17 protein-coding genes and 3 tRNA genes are annotated in these 22,609 nt (G+C 67.7%); 10 read left to right on the top strand and 10 right to left on the bottom strand.

All coding sequences use genetic code 11. The annotated features are described in order from the left end of the window. Positions 1–37 precede the first annotated feature (37 nt). From gyrA to ACY466_RS00070, 6 genes are all read left to right on the top strand, one after another. Positions 38–3,838, top strand: coding sequence for an intein-containing DNA gyrase subunit A (gene gyrA, locus ACY466_RS00045; protein ID WP_463248625.1), 3,801 nt, complete (start codon positions 38–40; stop codon positions 3,836–3,838). Between the two features lie 5 nt (positions 3,839–3,843). After that, the gene (locus ACY466_RS00050) at positions 3,844–4,926 is read left to right on the top strand and encodes a DUF3566 domain-containing protein (RefSeq protein WP_463248628.1); all 1,083 of its coding nucleotides are present in this window, start codon (positions 3,844–3,846) and stop codon (positions 4,924–4,926) included. A 110-nt stretch (positions 4,927–5,036) separates the two neighbouring features. After that, positions 5,037–5,110 (top strand) — tRNA-Ile (locus tag ACY466_RS00055). Positions 5,111–5,233: 123 nt separating this feature from the next. Then, positions 5,234–5,306: transfer RNA gene (locus ACY466_RS00060), tRNA-Ala, on the top strand. Between the two features lie 145 nt (positions 5,307–5,451). Beyond that, the gene (locus tag ACY466_RS00065) at positions 5,452–6,417 is read left to right on the top strand and encodes a GGDEF domain-containing protein (protein WP_463248631.1); all 966 of its coding nucleotides are present in this window, start codon (positions 5,452–5,454) and stop codon (positions 6,415–6,417) included. 83 nt (positions 6,418–6,500) lie between these two features. Further along, positions 6,501–7,811 (top strand): alpha/beta hydrolase, encoded by a 1,311-nt coding sequence (locus ACY466_RS00070; protein ID WP_463248634.1) that lies wholly within the window; start codon positions 6,501–6,503, stop codon positions 7,809–7,811. A 23-nt stretch (positions 7,812–7,834) separates the two neighbouring features. On the opposite strand, the gene ACY466_RS00075 is transcribed toward ACY466_RS00070, so the two are convergent. After that, positions 7,835–8,224, bottom strand: coding sequence for a hypothetical protein (locus ACY466_RS00075; RefSeq protein WP_463248637.1), 390 nt, complete (start codon positions 8,222–8,224; stop codon positions 7,835–7,837). A gap of 33 nt (positions 8,225–8,257) precedes the next feature. Here ACY466_RS00075 and ACY466_RS00080 point away from each other — a divergent pair, with 33 nt between their 5' ends. After that, positions 8,258–8,794, top strand: a complete 537-nt coding sequence (locus ACY466_RS00080) for a peptidylprolyl isomerase (RefSeq protein ID WP_463248641.1) — start codon at positions 8,258–8,260, stop codon at positions 8,792–8,794. 52 nt (positions 8,795–8,846) lie between these two features. After that, positions 8,847–9,725 carry a rhomboid family intramembrane serine protease gene (locus ACY466_RS00085; protein ID WP_463248646.1) on the top strand — a complete coding sequence of 293 codons (879 nt, stop codon included), beginning with the start codon at positions 8,847–8,849 and terminating at the stop codon, positions 9,723–9,725. A 12-nt stretch (positions 9,726–9,737) separates the two neighbouring features. On the opposite strand, the gene ACY466_RS00090 is transcribed toward ACY466_RS00085, so the two are convergent. Together ACY466_RS00090 and crgA are read right to left on the bottom strand one after the other, a co-directional pair. Continuing rightward, positions 9,738–10,205: a PH domain-containing protein gene (locus ACY466_RS00090; RefSeq protein WP_463248650.1), complete on the bottom strand. Its 468-nt coding sequence runs from the start codon at positions 10,203–10,205 to the stop codon at positions 9,738–9,740. Between the two features lie 81 nt (positions 10,206–10,286). Beyond that, positions 10,287–10,550 carry a cell division protein CrgA gene (gene crgA, locus ACY466_RS00095; RefSeq protein WP_463248654.1) on the bottom strand — a complete coding sequence of 88 codons (264 nt, stop codon included), beginning with the start codon at positions 10,548–10,550 and terminating at the stop codon, positions 10,287–10,289. 133 nt (positions 10,551–10,683) lie between these two features. On the opposite strand from crgA, the gene ACY466_RS00100 reads away from it, so the two are divergent. After that, positions 10,684–11,316, top strand: a complete 633-nt coding sequence (locus ACY466_RS00100) for an aminodeoxychorismate/anthranilate synthase component II (RefSeq protein WP_463248658.1) — start codon at positions 10,684–10,686, stop codon at positions 11,314–11,316. Between the two features lie 9 nt (positions 11,317–11,325). Here the strand turns inward: ACY466_RS00100 and pknB are convergent, their stop codons facing one another. From pknB to ACY466_RS00135, 7 genes are all read right to left on the bottom strand, one after another. Next, on the bottom strand, positions 11,326–13,245 hold the full coding sequence (pknB, locus tag ACY466_RS00105; protein ID WP_463248660.1) for a Stk1 family PASTA domain-containing Ser/Thr kinase: 1,920 nt from the start codon (positions 13,243–13,245) through the stop codon (positions 11,326–11,328). After that, entirely contained in the window at positions 13,242–14,717 is a 1,476-nt protein-coding gene (locus ACY466_RS00110; RefSeq protein ID WP_463248664.1) for a serine/threonine-protein kinase, read from the bottom strand. The genes pknB and ACY466_RS00110 overlap by 4 nt, the downstream gene beginning before the upstream one ends. An 8-nt stretch (positions 14,718–14,725) precedes the next feature. Next, a complete protein-coding gene (locus ACY466_RS00115; RefSeq protein WP_463248668.1) occupies positions 14,726–16,213 on the bottom strand; it encodes a peptidoglycan D,D-transpeptidase FtsI family protein in 1,488 nt (495 codons plus the stop codon). Next, positions 16,213–17,667 (bottom strand): FtsW/RodA/SpoVE family cell cycle protein, encoded by a 1,455-nt coding sequence (locus ACY466_RS00120; RefSeq protein WP_463248671.1) that lies wholly within the window; start codon positions 17,665–17,667, stop codon positions 16,213–16,215. Before ACY466_RS00120 ends, ACY466_RS00115 begins: the two co-directional genes overlap by 1 nt. Beyond that, positions 17,667–19,274, bottom strand: coding sequence for a PP2C family protein-serine/threonine phosphatase (locus ACY466_RS00125; protein WP_463248673.1), 1,608 nt, complete (start codon positions 19,272–19,274; stop codon positions 17,667–17,669). Before ACY466_RS00125 ends, ACY466_RS00120 begins: the two co-directional genes overlap by 1 nt. Continuing rightward, positions 19,271–19,735: an FHA domain-containing protein FhaB/FipA gene (locus tag ACY466_RS00130; RefSeq protein WP_463248675.1), complete on the bottom strand. Its 465-nt coding sequence runs from the start codon at positions 19,733–19,735 to the stop codon at positions 19,271–19,273. The genes ACY466_RS00125 and ACY466_RS00130 overlap by 4 nt, the downstream gene beginning before the upstream one ends. A gap of 164 nt (positions 19,736–19,899) precedes the next feature. Continuing rightward, positions 19,900–21,762 carry a DUF3662 and FHA domain-containing protein gene (locus ACY466_RS00135; RefSeq protein ID WP_463248677.1) on the bottom strand — a complete coding sequence of 621 codons (1,863 nt, stop codon included), beginning with the start codon at positions 21,760–21,762 and terminating at the stop codon, positions 19,900–19,902. Positions 21,763–22,088: 326 nt separating this feature from the next. Here ACY466_RS00135 and ACY466_RS00140 point away from each other — a divergent pair. Next, positions 22,089–22,174: transfer RNA gene (locus ACY466_RS00140), tRNA-Leu, on the top strand. Positions 22,175–22,609: the final 435 nt, after the last annotated feature.

The raw sequence follows: 22,609 nt of genomic DNA on the forward strand, positions 1-22,609 counted from the left end.
GAGGCTCACGGATGGCGGGGCCGCACAAGGAGAATTGATGACCGACACCACCCTGCCCCCGACCGGCGGCGACGAACCCACGGGCGATCGCATCGAACTGGTCGACATCCAGCAGGAGATGCAGAACAGCTACATCGACTACGCGATGAGTGTCATCGTCGGTCGCGCGCTGCCGGAGGTCCGCGACGGGCTCAAGCCCGTGCACCGCCGCGTGCTGTACGCGATGTACGACAACGGATATCGGCCCGATCGCGGTTACGTGAAGTCCGCCCGGCCGGTCGCCGAGACCATGGGCAACTACCACCCCCACGGTGACTCGTCGATCTACGACACCCTGGTGCGCATGGCTCAGCCGTGGTCGATGCGGTACCCGATGGTGGACGGGCAGGGCAACTTCGGTTCGCGCGGAAACGATGGCGCGGCCGCAATGAGGTATTGCGTCACCGGCGACGCATTGGTCCGTCTTCCCCTGGGTCAGAGCGTCCGCATGGCCGACATCGCTCCGGGTGCGGCCGCCCACAGCGACAGCGACATCGATCTCAAGGTGCTGGACCGTCACGGCAATGCCGTGCGCGCCGATGCGCTCTTCCATTCCGGTACCCACCGCACCCTCAGGCTCACCACCGCCGAGGGGTTCGAACTCACCGGCACCGTCAACCACCCCGTGCTCTGCCTGGTCGACGTCGCGGGGGTTCCGACGCTGCTGTGGAAGCTGCTCGAGGAGATCACGACCTCCGATCACGTCGTCATGCAGCGGGTCCCGTCACAGGAGCTCGGTTCTTCGGAATGGTCCGAGGTTGCACTCGCGATGCTCTTCGGCGCTTTCGTCAGCGAAGGTTTCGCCTCGACCACGCGGGCCGGCTTCAACAATCTCGACGCGGCGTTCTTCGCGTCGGTCGTTGCCGCGTACGACACCGCGGTCGGCGGTCCTCGGTACATCTACGAACGCACGATCAAGTCCGGCTCGCATCTCTACGAACTCGACGTTCAGAACATGACGGCGTTCGCTGCATCTCCGCTCGGGGTCCTGATGGGACACCGCAGTGCTGCCAAGGCCGTTCCCGAGATCGTCTGGCAGATGCCGACGGATCTCAAGCGGGTGTTCCTGCAAGCGCTGTTCGAAGGTGACGGTTCGTGTTCCGTACTGCCGCGCAACACGATCCAGGTGTCGTACTCGACCCGCAGTGCACAGCTCGCCAAGGACGTGCAGCAGATGCTGCTGGAGTTCGGTGTGGTCGGCAAGCGGTACGTGCACGCGAGCGGTGAGCACAAGGTCGTGATCAGCAGCCGTCGGGAAGCGCGCTTCTTCGCCACTCGGATCGGATTCGGCGGTGCGAAGCAGGCCAAGTTGACGTCATTGCTGGCCGACGCCGAATCGGCGAGCCCGGAGTCGGAGTCCCGGTCGATGAGCGCCGATCGAGTTCCCGGTCTGGCGGAATTTCTCCGGAACCACGGTGCTTCCGATTCCGCGAATCGACACTGGTTGGCACGCAACAACATAGACCGTCTGTCGCGGTGGGAGCACCGCGCGGCGGACATTCTCTCGCACATCACCGACACCGATGCCGCCGCCATCGCGACGGAGCTGACCGACGGCCGCTTCTACTACGCGCCGGTGAAGTCGTTGGAGGACGCCGGTGAGGCGCCGGTGTACAGCATTCGAGTCGACACCGATGATCATTCGTTCGTCACGAACGGATTCGTCAGTCACAACACCGAATGCCGTCTGACGCCTCTCGCGATGGAGATGTTGGCCGACATCGGCGAGGAGACAGTCGATTTCATCGCGAACTACGACGGTCGTACCCTCGAGCCGACGGTTCTTCCCAGCCGAATTCCGAATCTCCTCGCCAACGGCAGCGGTGGCATCGCGGTCGGCATGGCCACCAACGTTCCGCCGCACAACCTCCGGGAACTCGCCGAAGCGGTGTACTGGGCGCTGGACAACTGGGAGGCCAGCGAGGAGGACACCCTCGCGGCGGTCATGGAGCGCGTCAAGGGTCCCGATTTCCCCACGCACGGCCTGATCGTCGGTTCGCAGGGGATTCACGACGCGTACACCACCGGTCGCGGTTCCGTGCGCATGCGCGGTGTGGTCGACATCGAGGAGGACAGCCGCGGGACGACGACCATCGTCATCACCGAGCTGCCGTACCAGGTGAACCCGGACAACATGATCGCCTCGATCGCCGAGCAGCTCAAAGACGGTCGTATCGCGGGCATCTCGGACATCGAGGATCAGTCCTCGGACCGTGTCGGCATGCGCATCGTGGTCAAGCTCCGCCGGGATGCGGTGGCCAAGGTCGTCCTGAACAATCTCTACAAGCACAGTCAGCTGCAGACCAGCTTCGGTGTGAACATGCTGTCGATCGTCGACGGGGTGCCGCGAACGTTGCGCTTGGATCAGATGATTCGGCTCTACGTCGCCCACCAGGTCGAGGTCATCGTCCGTCGGACGCGGTACCGGCTGCGCAAGGCCGAGGAGCGCGCCCACATCCTGCGAGGGTTGGTCAAGGCGCTCGACGCGCTCGACGAGGTCATCGCGCTGATTCGGCGCTCACCCGACGCCGACACCGCGAAGACCGGGTTGATCGAGCTTCTCGATGTCGACGAGATCCAGGCCGACGCCATCCTGGCGATGCAGCTGCGTCGACTCGCCGCTCTCGAGCGTCAGCGGATCATCGACGAACTCGCGGAGATCGAACTCGAGATCGCGGATCTCGAGGACATCCTGGCCAAGCCCGATCGCCAGCGTTCGATCGTGCGGGACGAGTTGAAGGTGATCGTCGACAAGTACGGCGACGACCGCCGCACCCGCATCATCGCCAGCGACGGCGACGTCAGCGACGAGGATCTGATCGCCCGCGAGAACGTGGTCGTCACCATCACCGAGACCGGATACGCCAAACGAACCCGGACCGACCTCTACCGCTCGCAGAAGCGCGGCGGCAAGGGCGTGCAGGGTGCCGGGCTCAAACAGGACGACATCGTCAGCAAGTTCTTCGTGTGCTCTACGCACGACTGGATCCTGTTCTTCACCACGAAGGGTCGGGTCTACCGCGCGAAGGCGTACGAGCTGCCCGAGGCGAACCGCACCGCCCGCGGTCAGCACGTGGCGAACCTGCTGGCGTTCCAGCCGGACGAGCGCATCGCCCAGATCATCCAGATCAAGACGTACGAGGACGCCCCCTACCTGGTCCTCGCGACCAAGGCAGGTCTGGTGAAGAAGTCCAAGCTGACGGACTTCGACTCCAACCGGTCCGGCGGCATCGTCGCGGTGAACCTTCGCGGTGAGGACGAACTGGTGGGTGCGGTGCTGTGCAGCTCCGACGACGACCTGTTGCTCGTGTCCGCTCAGGGCCAGTCCATTCGTTTCTCCGCGACGGACGAGGTGTTGCGCCCGATGGGCCGCGCGACGTCCGGTGTGCAGGGAATGCGATTCAACGGCGAGGACGCACTTCTGTCGTTGAACGTGGTGAAGGACGGTACGTTCCTGCTGGTCGCCACGTCGGGCGGTTACTCCAAGCGCACCGCGATGGAGGACTACCCCCCGCAGGGTCGAGGTGGCAAGGGCGTGCTCACGATTCAGTACGACCCGCGTCGTGGCACCCTGGTGGGAGCGCTCATCGTGGAAGACGACGACGAGCTCTACGCGATCACGTCGAGCGGTGGTGTCATCAGAACCGCGGCCCGGCAGGTTCGCAAGGCAGGACGCCAGACCAAGGGCGTCCGGTTGATGAACCTCGGCGACGGGGACACACTGCTGGCCATCGCGCGTAACGCGGACGAGCCGGAAGCCATTCCGGTCGACGAGTCCGACGCACCCAAGGAGTCATGAGAGACGTGAGTACTCCCGAGCAGCCCGGTCACGGGCGTCCCGCATCGAGCACCACGCCGGACCGGCCGCGCGACGAGCAGCCGCCCGCGCGGCCGCGACCGGCACAGGGACCGGGTCCGCAGGGTCCGGGTCCGCAGGGTTCTGGTCCGCAGGGTTCCGATCAGCAAGGTTCAGGTGGGCAGAACGCCGAGCCGCGCACCGCCGGCTCGAATGCGTCGCAGCAGGGCAACGGTCGGCCCGCACCGAGCCCGCAGGGCGCACCTCAGCAGGGTCCCGCCCGGGGACGGCCCGCCCAGCAGGGTCCGAACCAGCAGGGTCCGAATCAGCAGGGTCCGAACCAGCAGGGTCCGAACCAGCAGGGCCCTCGGGGCCCGCGGCCCCCTCAGTCGGGTGGCCCGGGACCGTCGGGTCCGGGTCCTCAGCAGGGCTCCGGTCCGGCCGGGGACTCGCGTGAAGCGCAGAAGCAGCCGCAGACCAACCTGCAGACGCATACGTCCAAGGAACACGAGGCGACACGTACCGACGTCCCTCGGGTGAAGGACGAGCCGCGCACGTCACGCCCCGACGACGCCGCGGCGAAGGCGGCGGGCATCGACGGGCCCACCCGCAACATCGCCCGCAATGCGCTACCGACGGACATGCCGGATCTGTCGACGGTCCGTCACCCGGGGTACGAGGAGTCCCCGCGGTCGGAGCGGGTCGCCACCGCGGCACGGCCGACGGTGACGTCGGACCCGCTGCGCGCCACCGTGCAGATCCGCAAGCTCGATCCGTGGTCGACGCTCAAGCTGTCGCTGGTGGTCTCGGTGTCGTTGTTCTTCGTGTGGATGGTGGCCGTCGGCCTGCTCTACATGGTTCTCGACGGCATGGGTGTCTGGGATCGGCTGAACAACGCGTTCTCCGACATCGTCGCGACGTCGGGTGACGCCGGCCTGGTGTCCGCCGGCCAGATCTTCGGGTACGCAGCGGCGATCGGGCTGATCAACGTGGTGCTGTTCACGGCGTTGACGACCGTCGGCACGTTCATCTACAACATGTCGTCGGACCTGGTCGGGGGTCTGGAAGTCACCCTCGCCGACCGCGACTGAGCACCCGCGGGGCGGCGGCCGACGGCGTTTTGGTCTTCGCCCCGTGTGTGCGGTAACCTCGTGCCTCGGTTCGAAAAGCGTTCGACTTCGCGCTTCTCGGTGCCGTGTACGGGCCTATAGCTCAGGCGGTTAGAGCGCTTCCCTGATAAGGAAGAGGTCGGAGGTTCAAGTCCTCCTAGGCCCACGACGAGACTCGAACGGAGAGATCCATGCGACTTCTTCTGTCGGTTCTCGTGAGCAGTGTCGTGGTGGTGTCGATCCGTGCAGTGCGGGCCGAATCACGCCGGTGGCACAGCCTTCCCGATCCGGGGCCTTAGCTCAGTTGGTAGAGCGCTGCCTTTGCAAGGCAGATGTCAGGAGTTCGAATCTCCTAGGCTCCACAACAACCGGCAACGCCGGCAGTACTGATCTTGCACAACGGCACTTCGTACTCGTACGGAGTGCCGTTGTCGTTCGAGGACATGGTCTTCGCCCGTAAAACCGGGATCTTTGCCGGTTTGTCGCCTCATCGTAAATACTCGAGACGTGAACCGACGATCCCTCTCCGATGCCACGACGTCGTTGGTGGCGTATCTCGTCGTGACGTCCATCCTGTTCGTCACCGGAGCGGTGGCGTTCTCGTACACCACATCGGGAACCCTCACCCTGGTCGTCATCGGCTGCCTGGGCCTGATCGGCGCGGCAGTGCTCTACGTCGGACCGCGACCGACGCCACCCGCGCTGAGTACCGGGGTGACCGCAGGCGCCATGGTCGGCCTGTGGGTCGCGTTCGTGATCTCGGACAGTTCGGTCGCCTACCTGTTGCTCAGCCAGGCCTCGATGTTTCTCGCGATGCATCTCGCGGGATACCGCAGCGAGAGGGTGGGGTGGGCGTGGGTGTTCGTCCTGACCGTCGGTGTGGTGGTCGCGGCCGCCCTCTCGGATTCGCGGATGCCGGGCGTCGCCTACGTGCTGACGGCATTCGGCACGGTGGCGGCCGCCGAGGTCTTCGGCGCGTTCGCGCGTCACCAGCGGCACTCGGCCTCGCGGGATGCGTTGACGGGACTTCTCAACCGCCAGGGTCTCGAGGACCAGGTCGAGCAACTCCTTCCCGGCTACGCCTCCCGCGGCCTCCCCGTCAGCATGGCGGTGCTGGACCTCGACAACTTCAAGACGATCAACGATCTGTACGGGCACATCGCCGGCGACGTACTGCTGAACCGGGTTGCCACGGCCTGGCGCTCGCAGCTGCGCAAGGGCGATGTGCTCGGCCGACTCGGCGGTGACGAGTTCGTGCTGTTCATGCCGGGAACCGAGGAGACGGAGGCGGCGGAGCTGCTCGACTCACTGCGGACGGCGCATCAGGCCGAGTGGAGTGTGGGGTTGGTCTGCATGCCCACGGTGCGTCGGTGGTCGGAGATCTACCGGGCCGCCGACGCGGAGTTGTACCGCGCGAAGCGTCGCCGCCGGGCCGAGCGCGACGACAACGCCAGGTCCGCGCCGGTGGAGTGACGGTTCGTCCACAGCCTGTGGACAACGGTCCCCACAGCGGGGCCGTATCGGGTTCGACTCGTGGTCACGACCCGAGGAGGACCATGAGCGACGGACAGGCGCGCTGGAGCGCGGAAGACATGTGGGCGCGACACACGATGCTGGTGCGATCGGCGGCCACGCTCGTGGCCCTGCAGGCTCGAGTGGGTGTGATGTCCCGGTTTCCGGACTGGTCGGGGGCCGCCGCGGACGCCGCCGCCGACTCGCTTCGCCGATCGGCGATCGACATCGGTGACTGTGTGGACGTCCTGACCGCTATCGGCCTGATCGTGGGGCGAGCGGGCGACGATCGATCCGCCCTCGACGGGTGGGACCGAGATTCCTCGACCGGGGCGATCGACGGCCTGGACCGTCATGTCGCCGCCGCCCTGGACTCGCTGAACGCCGACGGACGTGCGGCGGACGACCCGGTACCGCTGCCCCACCCGACGGTGTCGGCGTTGCTCGACGCGGGCAACCGTCGCCGCGTCGCGGATCATCGTCGGCACCTGCGCGCGGTGGAGGCGGCGTTGACGGAGGAGCTGCGCGGCACCCGGTGGGGAGGTCTGTTCTCGAACGCCGACGCGGGCCTCGAGCAGACCCGTGCTCGGCTGGCCGATCTCGACGCGCTCGAGGCCGTGCTCGCCCGGCCCGGTCGACGTCTGATGGACTTCGACCCCGGGGACGTCCTGACCCGAGCGGCGGTATCCGTCGGTGACGTCGACCGGGCGACGCGGTTCGCGGTCTTCGTTCCGGGCGCAGGGTCCACGGTCCGTGCGTCCCTCGCGGGGTACGACCGGGACGTCACCGCGGTGGTCACCGCTGCGTCGGCCGGTTCCGATGATGCGGTCGCCGGCGTCGTGTGGATGGGTTACGAAGCACCGCAATGGAACACGGAGCTCGTGGATCCGGACCGGAGCGTGATGGGAACGGCAGTCGCCGAGGCGGGAGCGGCCGACCTCGCCGCCGCGCTCGATGCCGTGGCCGCCCCGGACCACCGGGTCACCCTCGTCGGGCATTCCTACGGGACCGTTGTCGCCGCGGCAGCGCTGGGACACGGCGCCCGACCGGACGACGTCGTCCTCATGGGTTCGCCCGGCTGGAGTGTCGGTACCGAGACCACCCCGATCTACGTCCTCGAGGCGGCGACCGATCCGGTCGCGGACCTGGGGTGGTTCGACACGGACCCCAGCGAACTGTTCGGCACCACCCAGCTGTCGGCGCAGGGAAGTGTGGGGCACGGACGTTATCTGGAGCCGGGATCGACGAGTGCGAACAACGTCGCGGCCGTCGTGGCGGGCACCCCGCCGGTCCCGGCCCGACGCGTCGTGGACGTCGCCGATGCGCTGCGCATCCTGGCGCGCGTCCTGTTCTGACCGACGGTGTCGTAACGACCGGGTCAGGACCGATCGGTCACGACGTCGACCGTCGGGGATGCATGACCGTTGGTGGACGGCGCTCCCAGTCGGGGCGGTTCGGCGGCCGGGGGCGGGAGTTCGGTCCGCCGCGCCCGCGAGAAGGCGACGGCACCGGCCGCGAGGGCGAGCGCGACGACCAGCACGGTGGAGAACCGACGGCCGCGAGACCGTTCCCGGCCCGCACCGGGGGACGAGACGAGCGCGGTCGGTGTCGTCGAACGCCGGTCGGCTCGCCGGGCCCGGACCGTCGACACCCCCTTCTTGGTGACGATGAACCCGGTGGCGGCGGGGCCCTTCGCGAGGGTCAGCGCCACCTCGCGAGCGATCCCGAGCGCTTTCTTGGTGGTGGCCCGATCCGGTGTTGGCGTCATGCCTTCACCTTTCCACATCGGGAGGGTGGCACGATGGAGGTCGTGACCTCACCTCTACAGACCCAGACCGCGACGTTGCACACCAATCACGGTGACATCGTCATCGCCCTCTTCGGCAACCACGCCCCGAAGACCGTCGAGAACTTCGTCGGCCTCGCGGACGGCTCGAAGGACTACTCCACGAAGAACGCGTCCGGATCCGACAGCGGACCGTTCTACGACGGCGCGATCTTCCACCGTGTGATCGCCGGTTTCATGCTGCAGGGTGGTGACCCCACGGGCACCGGCACCGGCGGCCCCGGCTACAAGTTCGGCGACGAGTTCCACCCCGAGCTCGCCTTCGACCGCCCCTACCTGCTCGCCATGGCCAACGCCGGCCCCGGCACCAACGGCTCGCAGTTCTTCATCACCGTGGGCCCCACCCCGCACCTGAACCGCAAGCACACCATCTTCGGCGAGGTCATCGACCCCGCGTCGCAGAAGGTCGTCGACGAGATCGGATCCGTCGCCACCGCGCGCGGCGACCGCCCGAAGGACGACGTCGTCATCGAGCGCGTCACCATCGCCTGATCCGTTTTCGCCCGATCCACCGCACCGGTACCCGCACGAGAGACGAACACACATGACACAACCAGGCTGGGGCGGCGCTCCGGTTCCGCCCCAGCCCGGCTGCGTGCGTCACCCGGACCGTCCGACCGGACTGTCCTGTACACGGTGCGGCCGACCCGCGTGTCCGGAGTGCCTGCGGCCCGCATCCGTAGGCCAGCACTGCGTCGACTGCGTGGCGGCGGCCGAGGCCTCCGTGCCGCGAGCCCGCACCATCGCGGGCGGCGAACTGCGGCAGAACGCCACGCCCGTCGTCACGTACACGATGATGGCGCTCAACATCCTGGTCTTCGCGTTCACGGCGTTCCAGGCCGGCAGTCTCGCGAATCAGCGCAGCGCATTGTTCCAGGAGTGGGCGCTGGTCCCGATCCTGGTGGCCGACGGCGAATTCGTGCGCATCGTCGGCAGCGGATTCCTGCACTCCGGCATCATTCACCTCGCGGTGAACATGTTCGCCCTGTACATCATCGGGCGTGACTGCGAGATGGTGCTGGGGCGCTCCCGGTACCTCGCGGTCTACGGCACCGCCCTGCTCGGTGGCTCGGCCGCCGTCATGCTCTTCACCCCGTTCACCGCCACGGTGGGGGCCTCCGGGGCGGTCTTCGGACTTCTCGGCGCGCAGGCCGTGATCCTCGTGCGCATGAAGCGGAGCCCGACGCCCGTCCTGGTGATCATCGGTCTGAACATCGTGTTGAGCGTGTCCATCCCCGGCATCTCGCTGTGGGGGCACCTCGGTGGTCTGATCGCCGGGGCCGCCGCGACCGCTGCCGTCCTGTTCACCCTCGGGCCGGACCCGCGGCGCTCGCGCACGGTCGGATGGATCGGTATCGGCGCGGTCGCGGCGGTGGCTCTGGCCATCGTCGTAGTGCGCGTCGTGATTCTGCAGACGGTGTAGAAGAAGGGTCGATCAGCGCTCCGAGCGCTCGTCCGCGACCCAACCGCGTTCGTCGAGAACGTCGAACACCGCCCGAGGGTCCGCGCCCAGGTCCCACCGGCCGAAGATGAGCAGTCTGTCGTCGTCTCCGGGAGCTGCGACGTCCATTTCCAGCATCGGTACGCGCCGACCGAGCCGGGGGTACGGAACCACGCGCACCGAATACACGTCCGTGCGGTGGTATCCGCGCACCCCCCGCACGGTTTTCACCGTCAGTTCGTCGCCCTCGACGGCCAACCGTGGACGCTGCACCGCGGCGAGGACGGCGAGCACGAGAGCTGCGGTCGCCGCCAGTCCGATCAGGAGCCGACCGGCCGCGTCGGCCTCGGTGACGACGGCTGCGCCGGCCAGGACCGCGGAGCCGGCCGTGAGTGCGACGACGGCGAGCTTCGGTGTGGCCCAGGCGAGCGGCCTCTCGTCCCCCCGAGAGAAGTTATCCACAGAAGTTATCCACAGTGTGGATGAATAACACGCGTGTAAGCCGATTGCATCGAGCCTGTTCAGGGCGGTGCGCGGCGCCGATCACCGCCATTTCATGGTCATCACGAGCCCGACGATCCAGAATCCGAAGCCGATCAACAGGTTCCACGCCCCCAGGCTCGCCATGAAGGGGATGTCTTCCTGGGCCAAGTAGTAGACGATCAGGTAGATCAGGCCGAGCAGCATGAACCCGAACATCACCGACAGGTAGAGCCGGCTGGACGGCGGCGCCTTGACCTTCACGGGAGTGCGTGACGACGGATTGATCGTGTAGTCGGTCTTCTTGCGGACCTTCGACTTGGGCATCGGGTCGACCTCTTCATCTGATGGTGGGACGGTTCTCTCGGGTGCGGGTGGTGTCACCGCTGGTCACCTCCACGCTAACCCACCGCCGTCCCCGGCCCCGGGCAGCACCGCCGGACCGCACTACTGTGGCCCCATGCGCATTCTCGTCGTCGACAACTACGACAGCTTCGTGTTCAACCTCGTCCAGTATCTCGGCGAACTCGGAACGCGGGCCACCGTGGTGCGGAACGACGACCCCGCGGTTCTCGACGTGGCGGCCGCGGCCGCCGAGTACGACGGCATTCTCCTCAGCCCCGGTCCGGGTACGCCCGATCGAGCGGGCGTCACGATGGCCATGGTCGACGCGTGCGCGCAGTCGAGCACGCCGTTGCTCGGAGTGTGTCTCGGTCACCAGGCCATCGGTGCCGCGTTCGGTGGCGTGGTCGAACGCGCCCCGGAGCTGCTGCACGGAAAGACGAGCGTGGTGCACCACAGCGGCGCGGGAGTTCTCGCCGGGCTGCCCGATCCGTTCGTGGCGACGCGGTATCACTCGCTGACGGTGCGACCCGACACGGTTCCGGACAGCCTCGAGGTCACGGCGCGCACGGAGTCCGGAATCGTCATGGCGATGAAGCATCGGGAACTTCCGATCCACGGGGTGCAGTTCCACCCCGAGTCGGTCATGACCCAGGGCGGTCACCGCATGCTGGCCAACTGGTTGGCGGTGTGCGGTGACGCCCCCGATCCCGCGCTGGTCGACACGCTCGAAGGTGCCGCCCGGGTCTGATGCGAACGGTCAGATCCCGAACCGGCCGACGCCCACGTTGATTCGAGCGTTCCGCGGAAGAACGGTGTCCACCGGCGTCGCCTGCTGCTGCACGCGGTTGACCTCGGTGGCGTTCAGCGTCTGTACGTTCACCTGATCGAGCTCGGTGAGGGTTCCCTCCCAGCCGGCCGCGTTCAGTGCCTCGACGGCCTCGACCGGTGTCAGACCGACGAGATCCGGCATCGCGAACTGGCTGCCGTTCGAGATCCGCACGGTCACCGTCCCGCCGTCGGGTGCGTTGCTGCCGCCCGCGGGTGACGTCGCGACGACCTGTCCGGCGGGAAGCGGCGAGTCCACGGACTGCCGGTCGACGATGAAACCGGCCCCCGCGATGTTGGGCTGCGCCACGTCGATGTTCTGGCCGACCACGTCGGGAACACGAATCTGACGTGGACCCGTACCCAGGGTGATGCGTACCGGAGATCCCTCGGACATCGTCGACCCCCGAGCGGGTTCCTGATCGATCACTCGATCGACGTCGGCCACGTCGGAGGGAGCCCGCGCCACGTTCTGATCGAGTTCGAGTCCGGCATCGGCGAGGAGCTGAGCCGCGGCCTGCTGCGTCAATCCGGTGACTTCCGGGACCTCGATCTGCGCCGGGCCGCTCGAGACCTGTACGACGACGGTATCGCTCTCCTCGAGGGTGCTACCGGCAACGGGCCGGGTACCCACGACGGATCCCTGGGGTACCTCGCGGTTGGGAATCTGCTGCACGTCGACGTTCAGGCCGGCGTTCTCGAGGGTGCTGCGGGCGATCTCGGAGGTCTGACCCGTGACGTCGGGGACGGTGACCGGGGTGCTCTCCTGAGTGAGACTCACCAGGAAGACACCGACGATGCCCACGACGAGCATCACGGCCAGTGCGGCGACCGCGATCTTGAGACCGCGACGCTTCGGCCGCTCGTCCTCGACCTCGTCGACGCCGTGTCGAGCGGGTCGGCGCGCTTCCGTCGGCGGCGCGTACCCGTCGTCGGACCGCTGAGGTGCGTCCATCGATCCGAGAATCGTGGTGCGGTCCTCGTCGTTCATCACCATCGGGGCGCTGGGACGGTGGCCACCGAGCACGCGCACCAGATCGGTCCGCATGTCCGCGGCGCTCTGGTATCGGTTGGCGGGGTTCTTGCTCATCGCCTTGAGGATCACGGAGTCGAGTTCGCGCGGGATGTCCGGATTGACCGTCGAGGGCAACCTCGGATCTTCGCGCACGTGCTGGTAGGCAACGGCCACCGGAGAATCACCGGTGAACGGCGGCTCGCCCGTCAGGATCTCGAACAACACGCAGCCGAGGGAGTACACGTCCGACCGCGCGTCGACCTGTTCGCCGCGGGCCTGCTCGGGCGAGAGGTACTGAGCCGTGCCGATCACGGCGGCGGTCTGGGTCATCGGAGAGGAACTGTCCGCGATCGCACGGGCGATTCCGAAGTCCATGACCTTGACCGCACCCGCGCGGTTGATCATGACGTTGGCCGGCTTGACGTCGCGATGGACGATGCCGTGGCGGTGACTGAAGTCCAGGGCCGCACAGACGTCGGCGATGACCTCCATCGCGCGCTTGGCCGGCATCGGCCCCTCGCCGCGCACGATGTCGCGCAGCGTGTCGCCGTCCACGTACTCCATGACGATGTACGGAAGCGGGCCCGTCTCGGTCTCCGCCTCGCCGGTGTCGTACACCGCGACGATCGCGGGATGGTTCAGAGCCGCTGCGTTCTGCGCCTCGCGGCGGAAGCGCAGGTAGAACGTGGGGTCGCGGGCCAGGTCCTGACGCAGGACCTTGATCGCGACGTCCCGGCTGAGCCGAACGTCACGGGCGAGATGGACCTCGGACATGCCTCCGAATCCCAGGATCTCGCCGAGTTCGTATCGGGACGAGAGTTCGCGGGGCGTCGTCATGGCTGTCCTTGCGGTGGAACGATCTGGAATTCGAAGAAGTTGTTCCCGTTCCCGTTCCCGTTCCCGTTCCCGTTGCCGCCACCGCTGTTGCCACCGTTGCCGTTGCCGTTCCCGTTGCCGCCACCGATGGTTCCCAACCCGGGAATGGTGATACCGCCACCGCCGGTGGTCGGTTCGTCCGTGGTGGGTTCGTCGGTGGTGGGTTCGTCGGTGGTGGGTTCCGGCGTCGTCGGTTCCGGCGTCGGTTCCTCGGTGGTGACCGTCGGTTCGGGCGCCGTGGTGGGTTCCGGTGTGGGCTCGGGGGTCGGTTCCTCGGTGGTGATCTCGGGTTCGGTGGTCACGACGGGTGCCTCGGTGGTGGGAGGTGGGGTCGCTTCCTCGTTCCCGGTGAAGGCGAACAACCCGAACGCCACGATCGCGGCGAGCAGCAGCAAGCCGCCTGCGGCCCAGGCCAAGGCCTTCTGACCCGACGACATACCGCCGGGCCCGGCCGCTGGAGCCGCCGCGGCAGCCCTGGTCGCGCCGTATCCGGTGGCGGAGGTGTTCATCATCCGCGTGCTCGACCCGCCGGCACCGACGAGTGGCGCCGGGCGAGCCGACGTGGACGGAGCATTGCCCGGCTGCGGGGGTCGACGGCCCGCCCGCACCGCGGCCACCGCGTCGGCGAACTCGCCGCCGTTCTCGTATCGGCCGGCGGGGTCCTTGGTCATCGTGATCTCGATCAGCTCGCGCACCGGGGCGGGCAGATCGGCGGGAAGCGGCGGCGGCACGTCGCGCACATGCTTCATCGCGACGGTGAGCGCACCGTCGCCGACGAACGGCCTGGTCCCGCTGATGGACTCGTATCCCACGATCCCCAGCGAGTACACGTCGGACGACGAGGTCGCGTCCTGGCCCAGCGCCTGTTCGGGGGCGATGTACTGCGCGGTGCCCATCACCATGCCGGTCCGGGTCACCGGCGAGGCGTCGACGGCCTTGGCGATGCCGAAGTCGGTGATCTTCACCGTGCCGTCGGGCGTGATCATGATGTTGCCCGGTTTCACGTCACGGTGGACGATCCCCGCCGAGTGCGCGGCCTGCAGAGAGCGGCCGGTCTGCTCGAGCATGTCGAGGGCGTGCACCAACGGCAACCGACCCATCCGGGTCAGCACCGCGTTGAGGGGCTCGCCGATCACGAGCTCCATGACGAGGTAGGCCAGCGACTGGCCGTTGGCGTCGCGCACCTCGCCGTAGTCGTAGATGTTCGCGATGCCGGGGTGGTTCAACAGCGCGGTGGTACGAGCCTCGATGCGGAACCGCTCCACGAACTCGGCGTCCTCGGAGAACTCCGGCTTCAGGATCTTGACCGCGACGCGCCGGTCCAGGCGATTGTCCGTCGCCTCCCACACCTGTCCCATGCCTCCGGTGGCGATGAGCCGTAACAGGCGATACCTGTCGGCGACCAACGCACCGTTTCCGAGTCCTCCGCTCATGCCCGAGCTCACCTCCTCTGCAATCCGGCACCGAGCACTGCTCGGGCCACGGGTGCCGCCACCGAACCACCGGTCGCGGCCAACGCACGGTTGCCGCCGTCCTCGACGATCACCGCGATCGCGATCTGTGGATCCTCGGCGGGCGCGAACGCGATGTACCAGGCGTGCGGCGGGGTGTTCCGCGGGTCGCTGCCGTGCTCGGCGGTGCCCGTCTTCGACGCGATCTGCACCCCCGGGATCCGACCCTCGCCGCCGGTGTTGTTCTCCGAGTCGATCATCAGGTCGGTCAGGGTCGCGGCCACCTCAGGCGAGACGGCCTGACCGAGCGCCGTCGGCGACGGCGTGTCGAGAGTCGACAGATCCGGGCCCTGCAGCTGGGCGACCAGGTTCGGCGCCATCCGGACCCCGCCGTTCGCGATGGTGGCCGCGATCTCGGCGTTCTGCATCGGCGTCAGCGCGACGTCTCGCTGACCGATGCTGGACTGTCCGAGCGCCGCGTCGTCCTCGATGGGGCCCACGGTGCTGTCGGCGACCGGCAGGGGCACCGTCTGATCCTCGGCGCCGACGCCGAACGCCGTCGCCGTGTCTCGCAGGTTGTCCGCGCCGGTGTCGACACCGAGCTCCACGAAGGCCGTGTTGCACGAGCGCGCGAACGCCTCCCGCAACGTCGCGGTCGCGCCGCCTCCGCAGTTGACGCCGTTGTAGTTCTCCAGCGTCGTCGACGTGTTGGGCAGAGTGATGCTCGGCGCGGCGGTGAGTTCGGTGTCCGGGGTCGCGCCGTCGGCCAGGGCCGCCGCGGTGGTGATCACCTTGAACGTGGATCCGGGCGGATAGGTCTGGGCGATCGCCCGATTGACCAGGGGCTCGGCCGGATCGGCGTTGAGCTGCTCCCAGGCCTGCGTCGCCTGCTCACCGTTGTGGGTGGACAGCAGGTTCGGGTCGTAACTCGGCGCACTGGCCATCGCGAGGATGTTCCCGGTCGACGGTTCGATGGCGACCACGGAACCGGTGTATCCGTTGGAGGTCAGCTGGTCGTACGCCACCTGCTGCATCACCGGATCGATGGTGGCGATCACGTTGCCGCCCCGCGGATCTCGACCCGACAGCAGGTCGGCGAAACGCTTGCCGAACAGGCGGCTGTCCGAGCCGTTCAGGACCGAGTCCTCCGTCCGCTCGAGGGCGGAATTCGAGTACAGCATCGAGTAGTACCCGGTGATCGGTGCGTTGGCCTCGGCACTGTTGGGCGCCGCCGGGTTGGCCGGGTAGGTGCGCAGGTACTTGTAGCGATCGTCGGTGGCGACCGAGGACGCGAGAACCTGGCCGCCGCTGGAAATCTGACCGCGCTGCCGGCCGTACTCGTCGAGCAGCACCCGGGAGTTGCGGGGATCGGCGCGCAGGCTGTCGGCGTTGATGACCTGCACGTACGTAGCGTTGGCGAGCAGCAACATCACCATCACCATCACACCGATGGCGACCTTGCGAAGCGGAGTGTTCACTAGCGCTTCACCACCTGGGTGGGGGCGTCGCCGATCGGTGCGGCCGGAGGCCGCTTCTGCGGTCCGGCGGGTGCACGGGCGGAGTCGGAGATCTTGATCAGCAGTGCCACCAATGCGTAGTTGGCCAACAACGACGAACCACCGTAGGACATGAACGGGGTGGTCAGACCGGTCAACGGGATCAGCTTGGTCACGCCGCCGACGACGACGAAGAGCTGCACGGCGATGGTCACCGACAGCCCGGCGGCGAGCAACTTACCGAAGCTGTCGCGTACGGCCAACGCCGTGCGCAGTCCGCGGAGCACGAGGACGAGGTAGAGCATGAGGACGGCCGCGAGTCCGATCAGGCCGAGCTCTTCGCCGACGGTCGCGACGATGAAGTCGGTGCTCGCGAACGGCACCTGCGACGGTCGCCCGCTTCCCAGTCCGGTGCCGCCCATCCCGCCGGTGGCGAGCCCGAACAGCGACTGCGAGATCTGGTAGCCGGTGTTGTTGTAATCGGCGAACGGATCGAGCCAGGTGTCGGTGCGAACCCGCACGTGGGAGAAGAACTGGTACGCGGCGAGGAAGCCGACGAGCAGCAACGCCAACCCGATGACGATCCAGCCGATGCGCTCGGTCGCGATGTAGACCATCACCAGAACCGTGCAGTAGATCAACAACGACGTTCCGAGGTCCTTCTGGAAGACCAGCACACCGATGGAGACGATCCAGGCGGCGATGATGGGGCCCAGATCACGCGCTCGCGGAAAGTCCATGCCGAGGAAGTGCTTGCCCGCGGTGGTGAACAGCTCGCGCTTGGCCACCAGCACCGAGGCGAAGAAGATCAGCAGCAGAATCTTCGAGAACTCACCGGGTTGAATGCTGAAACCGGGGAGCCGAATCCAGATCTTGGAGCCGTTGACCTCGGACAGCGACGACGGCAGCACCGCCGGGATCGCGAGAAAGATCAACCCGCCGAGTCCCAGCGTGTATCCGTATTTGGCCAGCGTGCGGTAGTCGCGGACCAGAGCCAGAACGGCGACGAAACCCAGAACCCCCAACGCGGTCCACAGAACCTGCTGGGTGGCGTCCGCCGAGGGCGCTTCCTGCCCCAGATTGACGGCCGATTGCTGCGCGGCCAGATCGAGTCGGTGGATCAGGACCAACCCGAGCCCGTTGAGGAGCGCGACGATGGGGAGCAGGAGCGGATCGGCGTGCTTCGCGAAACGGCGTACCGCCAGATGGGCCACGGCGAACATGGCGAGGAACGCGACGCCGTACCGCGCGAGATTCCACGAGATCGCTTGTTCCTGGCTCGCTTCGACCAGGAACAGCGCGACCGTGACGATCGCCGCCGCGATGGAGAGCAGCAGCGCCTCGGAGCCTCGGCGGGTCGACTGAGGGGGCGCCGGAGCGAAACCACCGGGAGGACTGGGGAACGATCCCACCGAGGACGGGTTCGGCGTGGACATCAACTACCCGCCCGGCAGGATTGCCCGGCGACGAGCGGCGGTGCGGGAGTGGCAGTCGGTTCGGCGGTCTCGCCCGACACCGGAGCCTCCGGTGCGCCCTCGACCGGAGCGGGCTCGGGGGTCGGCGCGGTGGTGGTGGGTTCGGGCTCGCACAGGGGAAGCAGATCACCGGTGATCAGGCGTGACACCTGTTCGCGTGCCTCGTCCAACGTTCCCGACGGCAATCCGGCTCGAACCTGCTCGCGCGCGGAGGGCTGCAGGTCGTCGACGCCGAGCATGCGGCAATCGGATGCGGCGTCGGCGGGAGCGACGAGATCGACCTCGACGGCCGTCGTGCCGGGGGTCGTGTCGTCTTCCGCGGGGGCGTCGTCCGACGGGGTGGCCGTGCCGGGAGCGGGGGAGCCGGGCGGCACGTCGACGGGCGAGGTCTCCGGCGGCAGCACACCCGGCGTGGGGACGACCGCGGGTGGCAGCACCGGCGTCGGAACGCTCGGTGTCTCGGTGGTGTCGGTGGGCTGGGTGTCGGCGACGTCCTCGAGGCAGCCGACGAGGTCGACTTCCTGCAGCGCATAGCCGAACACGGAGCCGGGCACGCCGCGCATGACGACGACGCGTTCGTCGTCGGTACCGACGAAGTAGTTGCGCTGGAGCAGGGAGACACCGAAGACGCCCGCGCCCACCAGCAGCGCCACCAATCCGAGACCGACCAGCGTCCACCGCAGCTTGTGCGACTTCTTCTCCGGCTCCGGAGCTGCCTTGACCACGCGCTTGGGCGCGGTGCGCGGCGGGCGCATGGCCGCGGCGCGGCCCGCGGCGGTATCGGGCGGCGGTGCGTCCTCCTCGTCCTCCATGGAGGCGGCACCGGCGAGGATGGGGTGCGACTGGCCGTAATCGAGGTCGATGACGTCCGCGACGACGACCGTCACGTTGTCGGGGCCGCCGCTGCGCAGAGCCAACTCGATCAGCCGGTCCGCGCACTGATCGTTCTCGCCCTCGCGAAGGGTGTCGGCGATCGTCTCGCTGCTGACCACGTCGGAGAGTCCGTCCGAGCACAGCAGATACCGGTCACCGGCGCGGGCCTCGCGCACGGTGAGGGTTGGCTCGATCTCGTTACCGGTGAGGGCACGCATGATCAGCGAACGCTGCGGATGCGAGTGAGCCTGCTCGGCGGTGATGCGACCCTCGTCGACCAGTGATTGCACGAAGGTGTCGTCGCGGGTGATCTGGGTCAGCTCGTCGTCGCGGAAGAGATACGCCCTCGAATCCCCGATGTGTGCGAGACCGATCTTCTTGCCACCGAACAGAATCGCGGTGAGCGTGGTGCCCATACCGTCGAGCTCGGGCTCGTCCTCGACCGTCTCCGCGATGGTCGCGTTGCCGTCCTTGGTGGCGCGGGCGAGCTTGCCCAGGAGATCGTCACCCGGCTCGTCGTCGTCCAGGTGCGAGAGCGCCGCGATCATGAGCTGCGAGGCGACCTCGCCGGCCGCGTGTCCACCCATACCGTCGGCGAGGGCGAGCAGGCGCGCACCCGCGTACACGGAGTCCTCGTTGTTGGTACGAACGAGACCGCGGTCGCTTCGAGCGGCGTACCGCAAGACGAGGGTCACGGGCGAAGCTCGATCACGGTCTTGCCCACGCGAACCGGCGTACCCAGTGGCACCCGGACCGCCGTGGTGACCTTGGCTCTGTCGAGATAGGTCCCGTTGGTCGAGCCCAGGTCCTCGACGTACCAATCACCCCCGCGCGGCGACAGCCGGGCGTGGCGGGTGGACGCGTAGTCGTCGGTGAGAACCAACGTCGAATCGTCGGCGCGACCCATGAGGACCGGCTGGGTGCCGAGCGTGATGCGGGTGCCCGCCAGCGAACCGTGGGTGACCACGAGTTGCCGGGCGATCTTCTGCTTGCGCGAGGGCAAGGACACCGCCGACTTACCGGAGCGGGCGGGCGGAACCCTCATTCCCGACGCGGCGTAGATGTCGGTGCGCAACGTGCGCAACACCGCCCACACGAACAACCACAGGATCAGGAGGAAACCGGCCCGTGTCAGTTGCAGAATCAGTCCCTGCACTTCTGGCTCACCTCCTCACCCTCTCGGCTGCCCGTGCGGCGACCGTCTCGGAGCATCACATCATAAGGGCAGTCCGAACAGCCGCCGACGCGACGACTGTCTTTCGGACATTTCGGATTACGACACGGCCACCCTACGTGTCGGGGGTGACATCGATGCCGGGGTCAGACGATACGAACCAGGATCTCGGAGTGACCTGCGCGGACGATGTCTCCGTCGGCCAGCTGCCAGTCCTGAACGGGTGAGCCGTTGACGGTGGTTCCGTTGGTGGACCCGAGATCGGACAGCATCGCAACGCGGTTGTCCCATCGAATCTCGAAGTGCCGCCGCGACACCCCGGTGTCGGGGAGGCGGAACTGTGCCTCCTGGCCACGCCCGACGACGTTGCCGCCTTCGCGAAGCTGGTAGTACCGGCCGCTGCCGTCCTCGAGCTGCAGCGTTGCCGTCACGGTCTGCGACGCGGGTGCGGCGGGCGCCCGATCGTCGTCGTCGTGCACGGCCTGGTAGCCCTGAGTCGAGGGCTGGTCGTAGGCGGGCGCGCCTGCGTACGCCTGCGCGCCGTACGCGGGCTGATCGTAGGTCGACCGGCCGTAGGAACGATCGTCGTAGGAGGCCTGATCGCCGGCAGGCTCGCCGGCCGCGGGGCGGCCGTACGCGGCAGGCTCGCCGGCCGCCGGGCGGCCGTACTCCTGGCGCTCGCGACCCTGCTGGTCGTGGCCACGCTGGTCGTAACCCTGGCGGTCGTAGCCGCGCTGGTCGTAGCCCTGCTGGTCGTAGCCCTGCTGATTGAAGCCCTGTTGGTTGAAGCCCGACTGGTCGTAGCCCTGCTGGTCGTAGGACCGACCCTCGTAGCCGCGAGGCTCGTAACCGCGGGGTTCGTAGCCGCGGGGCTCGTACCCACGGGGCTGCTCGTATCCACGGGAGTCGTAACCGCCGCCGCGGGGGTCGTAGCCCTGACCCTCGTAGCCCTGACCCTCGTAGCCCTGACCCTCGTAACCGCGGGGAGCACGGGGATCCGGCTGGTAGCCGCGGGGTTCGTAGCCGCGCTGGTCGTACCGCGGCTGGTCGTACGCCGGCTGGTCGTAACCGCGCTGCTCGTAGCCCCGGCCCTCGTAGCCCTGACCCTCGTAGCCCTGTCCCGCGTTTCCACGGGGGTCGTACGCACGGGGTGCGCGGGGGTCGTATCCCTGCTGATCGCGGTCGGCCTGCCCGTAGGCGCGGGCACTCCGGTCGTCGTCCTGTTCCGCCCGGTCGTATCCCTCGCTACCCGCCGGGTAGTCCTGGTACGCCTGTGGCGGCCGAACTCGATTCTCGGACACGGGTCCTCCCTGCTGTTCACCGCGAGGTGCGGATGGATATGCGCTGCCGTTGCGCGGTGCACGGGTCTGCGCACCGTCGTGATCGGGCTCGTCACCCTGATTCTGGGTCCCGGAGTTCTGTGTCATGGGGCCGGCTCCTGTGGTCGACGACGGGTGGGCTGTCGGTGTCGGTGATGCGGACGAAGCAGCCGGATCGACACCGGGAGCTCGGGTTTCGGAACCTCGGTTCGCCGATGTCGGGATTGCCGTCGGCGCTGGTTCGGGTTTCGGTGCGGGGGTGGGCACGGGTGCCGGGGTGGGCTTCGGGGCCGGTGTCGGTCGCGGACGGGTGCCTGCATCCGGATCGACGGAACTCGTCGTACGGAACTGGCCGGTGTGCAGGCTCGACGACGGTTCGAGACCGACGACGACCTTGCCGTAGGTCTGCCAACCCTGTTCGGCGATGAAGCCCTCGAGGTGTCGCGAGAACGCCTTGGTGGTCAGGTCGCGGTCGGCCGCCATCTTCTCGTGATCACCTGCGCTGATGGTGATGACGTACGCGTTGGGGGCGAGGAGGTGGCCGCCGTCGAGGGTACGAACCCGATGTGCCGCCTCCTGTTGCAGGGCGGTCTCCACCTCGTGTGGAACCACGCCACCGCCGAAGACACGAGCGAAGGCGTCGCCGACCGCGTTCTGCAACTTTCTCTCGAAGCGCTGAACCACTCCCACGACGCCCTCCTTCTCTTCCGTGCGCACGTTTCGTGCGGCCGATGATGCTCGTACGGTGGTACCCGCGGTCCGTTTCCGGCACGCATCCGGGGAATGTGGTCCGGTCCGCGACCCGAGCGGAACGACCACGTCAACGGCCGGTGGACACCCCCGAGCGTCCACGAGCACTGTTCTCCACAACCCTCGCGTGTCCTGACCGCGTGGTGCTGCCCTCGCATGATATACGCCGACCGGCAATTTCCCATCAGCCGCTGCCGGATCCTCCACCGGCGACACCGCGGATTTCGGGGCGCTCGAGGGGCCGTGTTAATGTCGTCCCGTCGCTCGGGCGAGTGGCGGAATGGCAGACGCGCTGGCTTCAGGTGCCAGTGTCCTTCGGGACGTGGGGGTTCAAGTCCCCCTTCGCCCACCACGCTGGCCGTAGCTGATCTCGATCGCTACGGCCAGCAGTTTTTTCTCCTACCGATGGTCGCGAGCCCACAAGGCCGCGGGCGCCGACGTGTTCCCGGGCGCCGACATCGAGTCGTCGGCCTCCTCCGGTCGCTGTGGTCCGGATCTCGGCCGCAACCCCTGCCGAACGCGGGTATTCTCTGCCTCACACGGTGGGTCGGACCGAAGTTTTCGGCCCGGTCGCCGGGAAACACGCGCAACGACGCGCGGCCCGGTTCTCACCACGGACGGGTTTTCGCAGGTGGTTGCACAATGAGTGTCGCCTAATTTGTGGATTCGCCCGGGTACTGACTTATCGTTCTGCTAAGGGACGTAAGCCCACGACAGCTTCACCCTGCCGGAAAACACCGGCATCTCGCGGGACAGACCGTTCCATGCGCGATGCCGTAGCGCCACC

The organism is Rhodococcus sp. K11/5 (genome assembly GCF_055193735.1).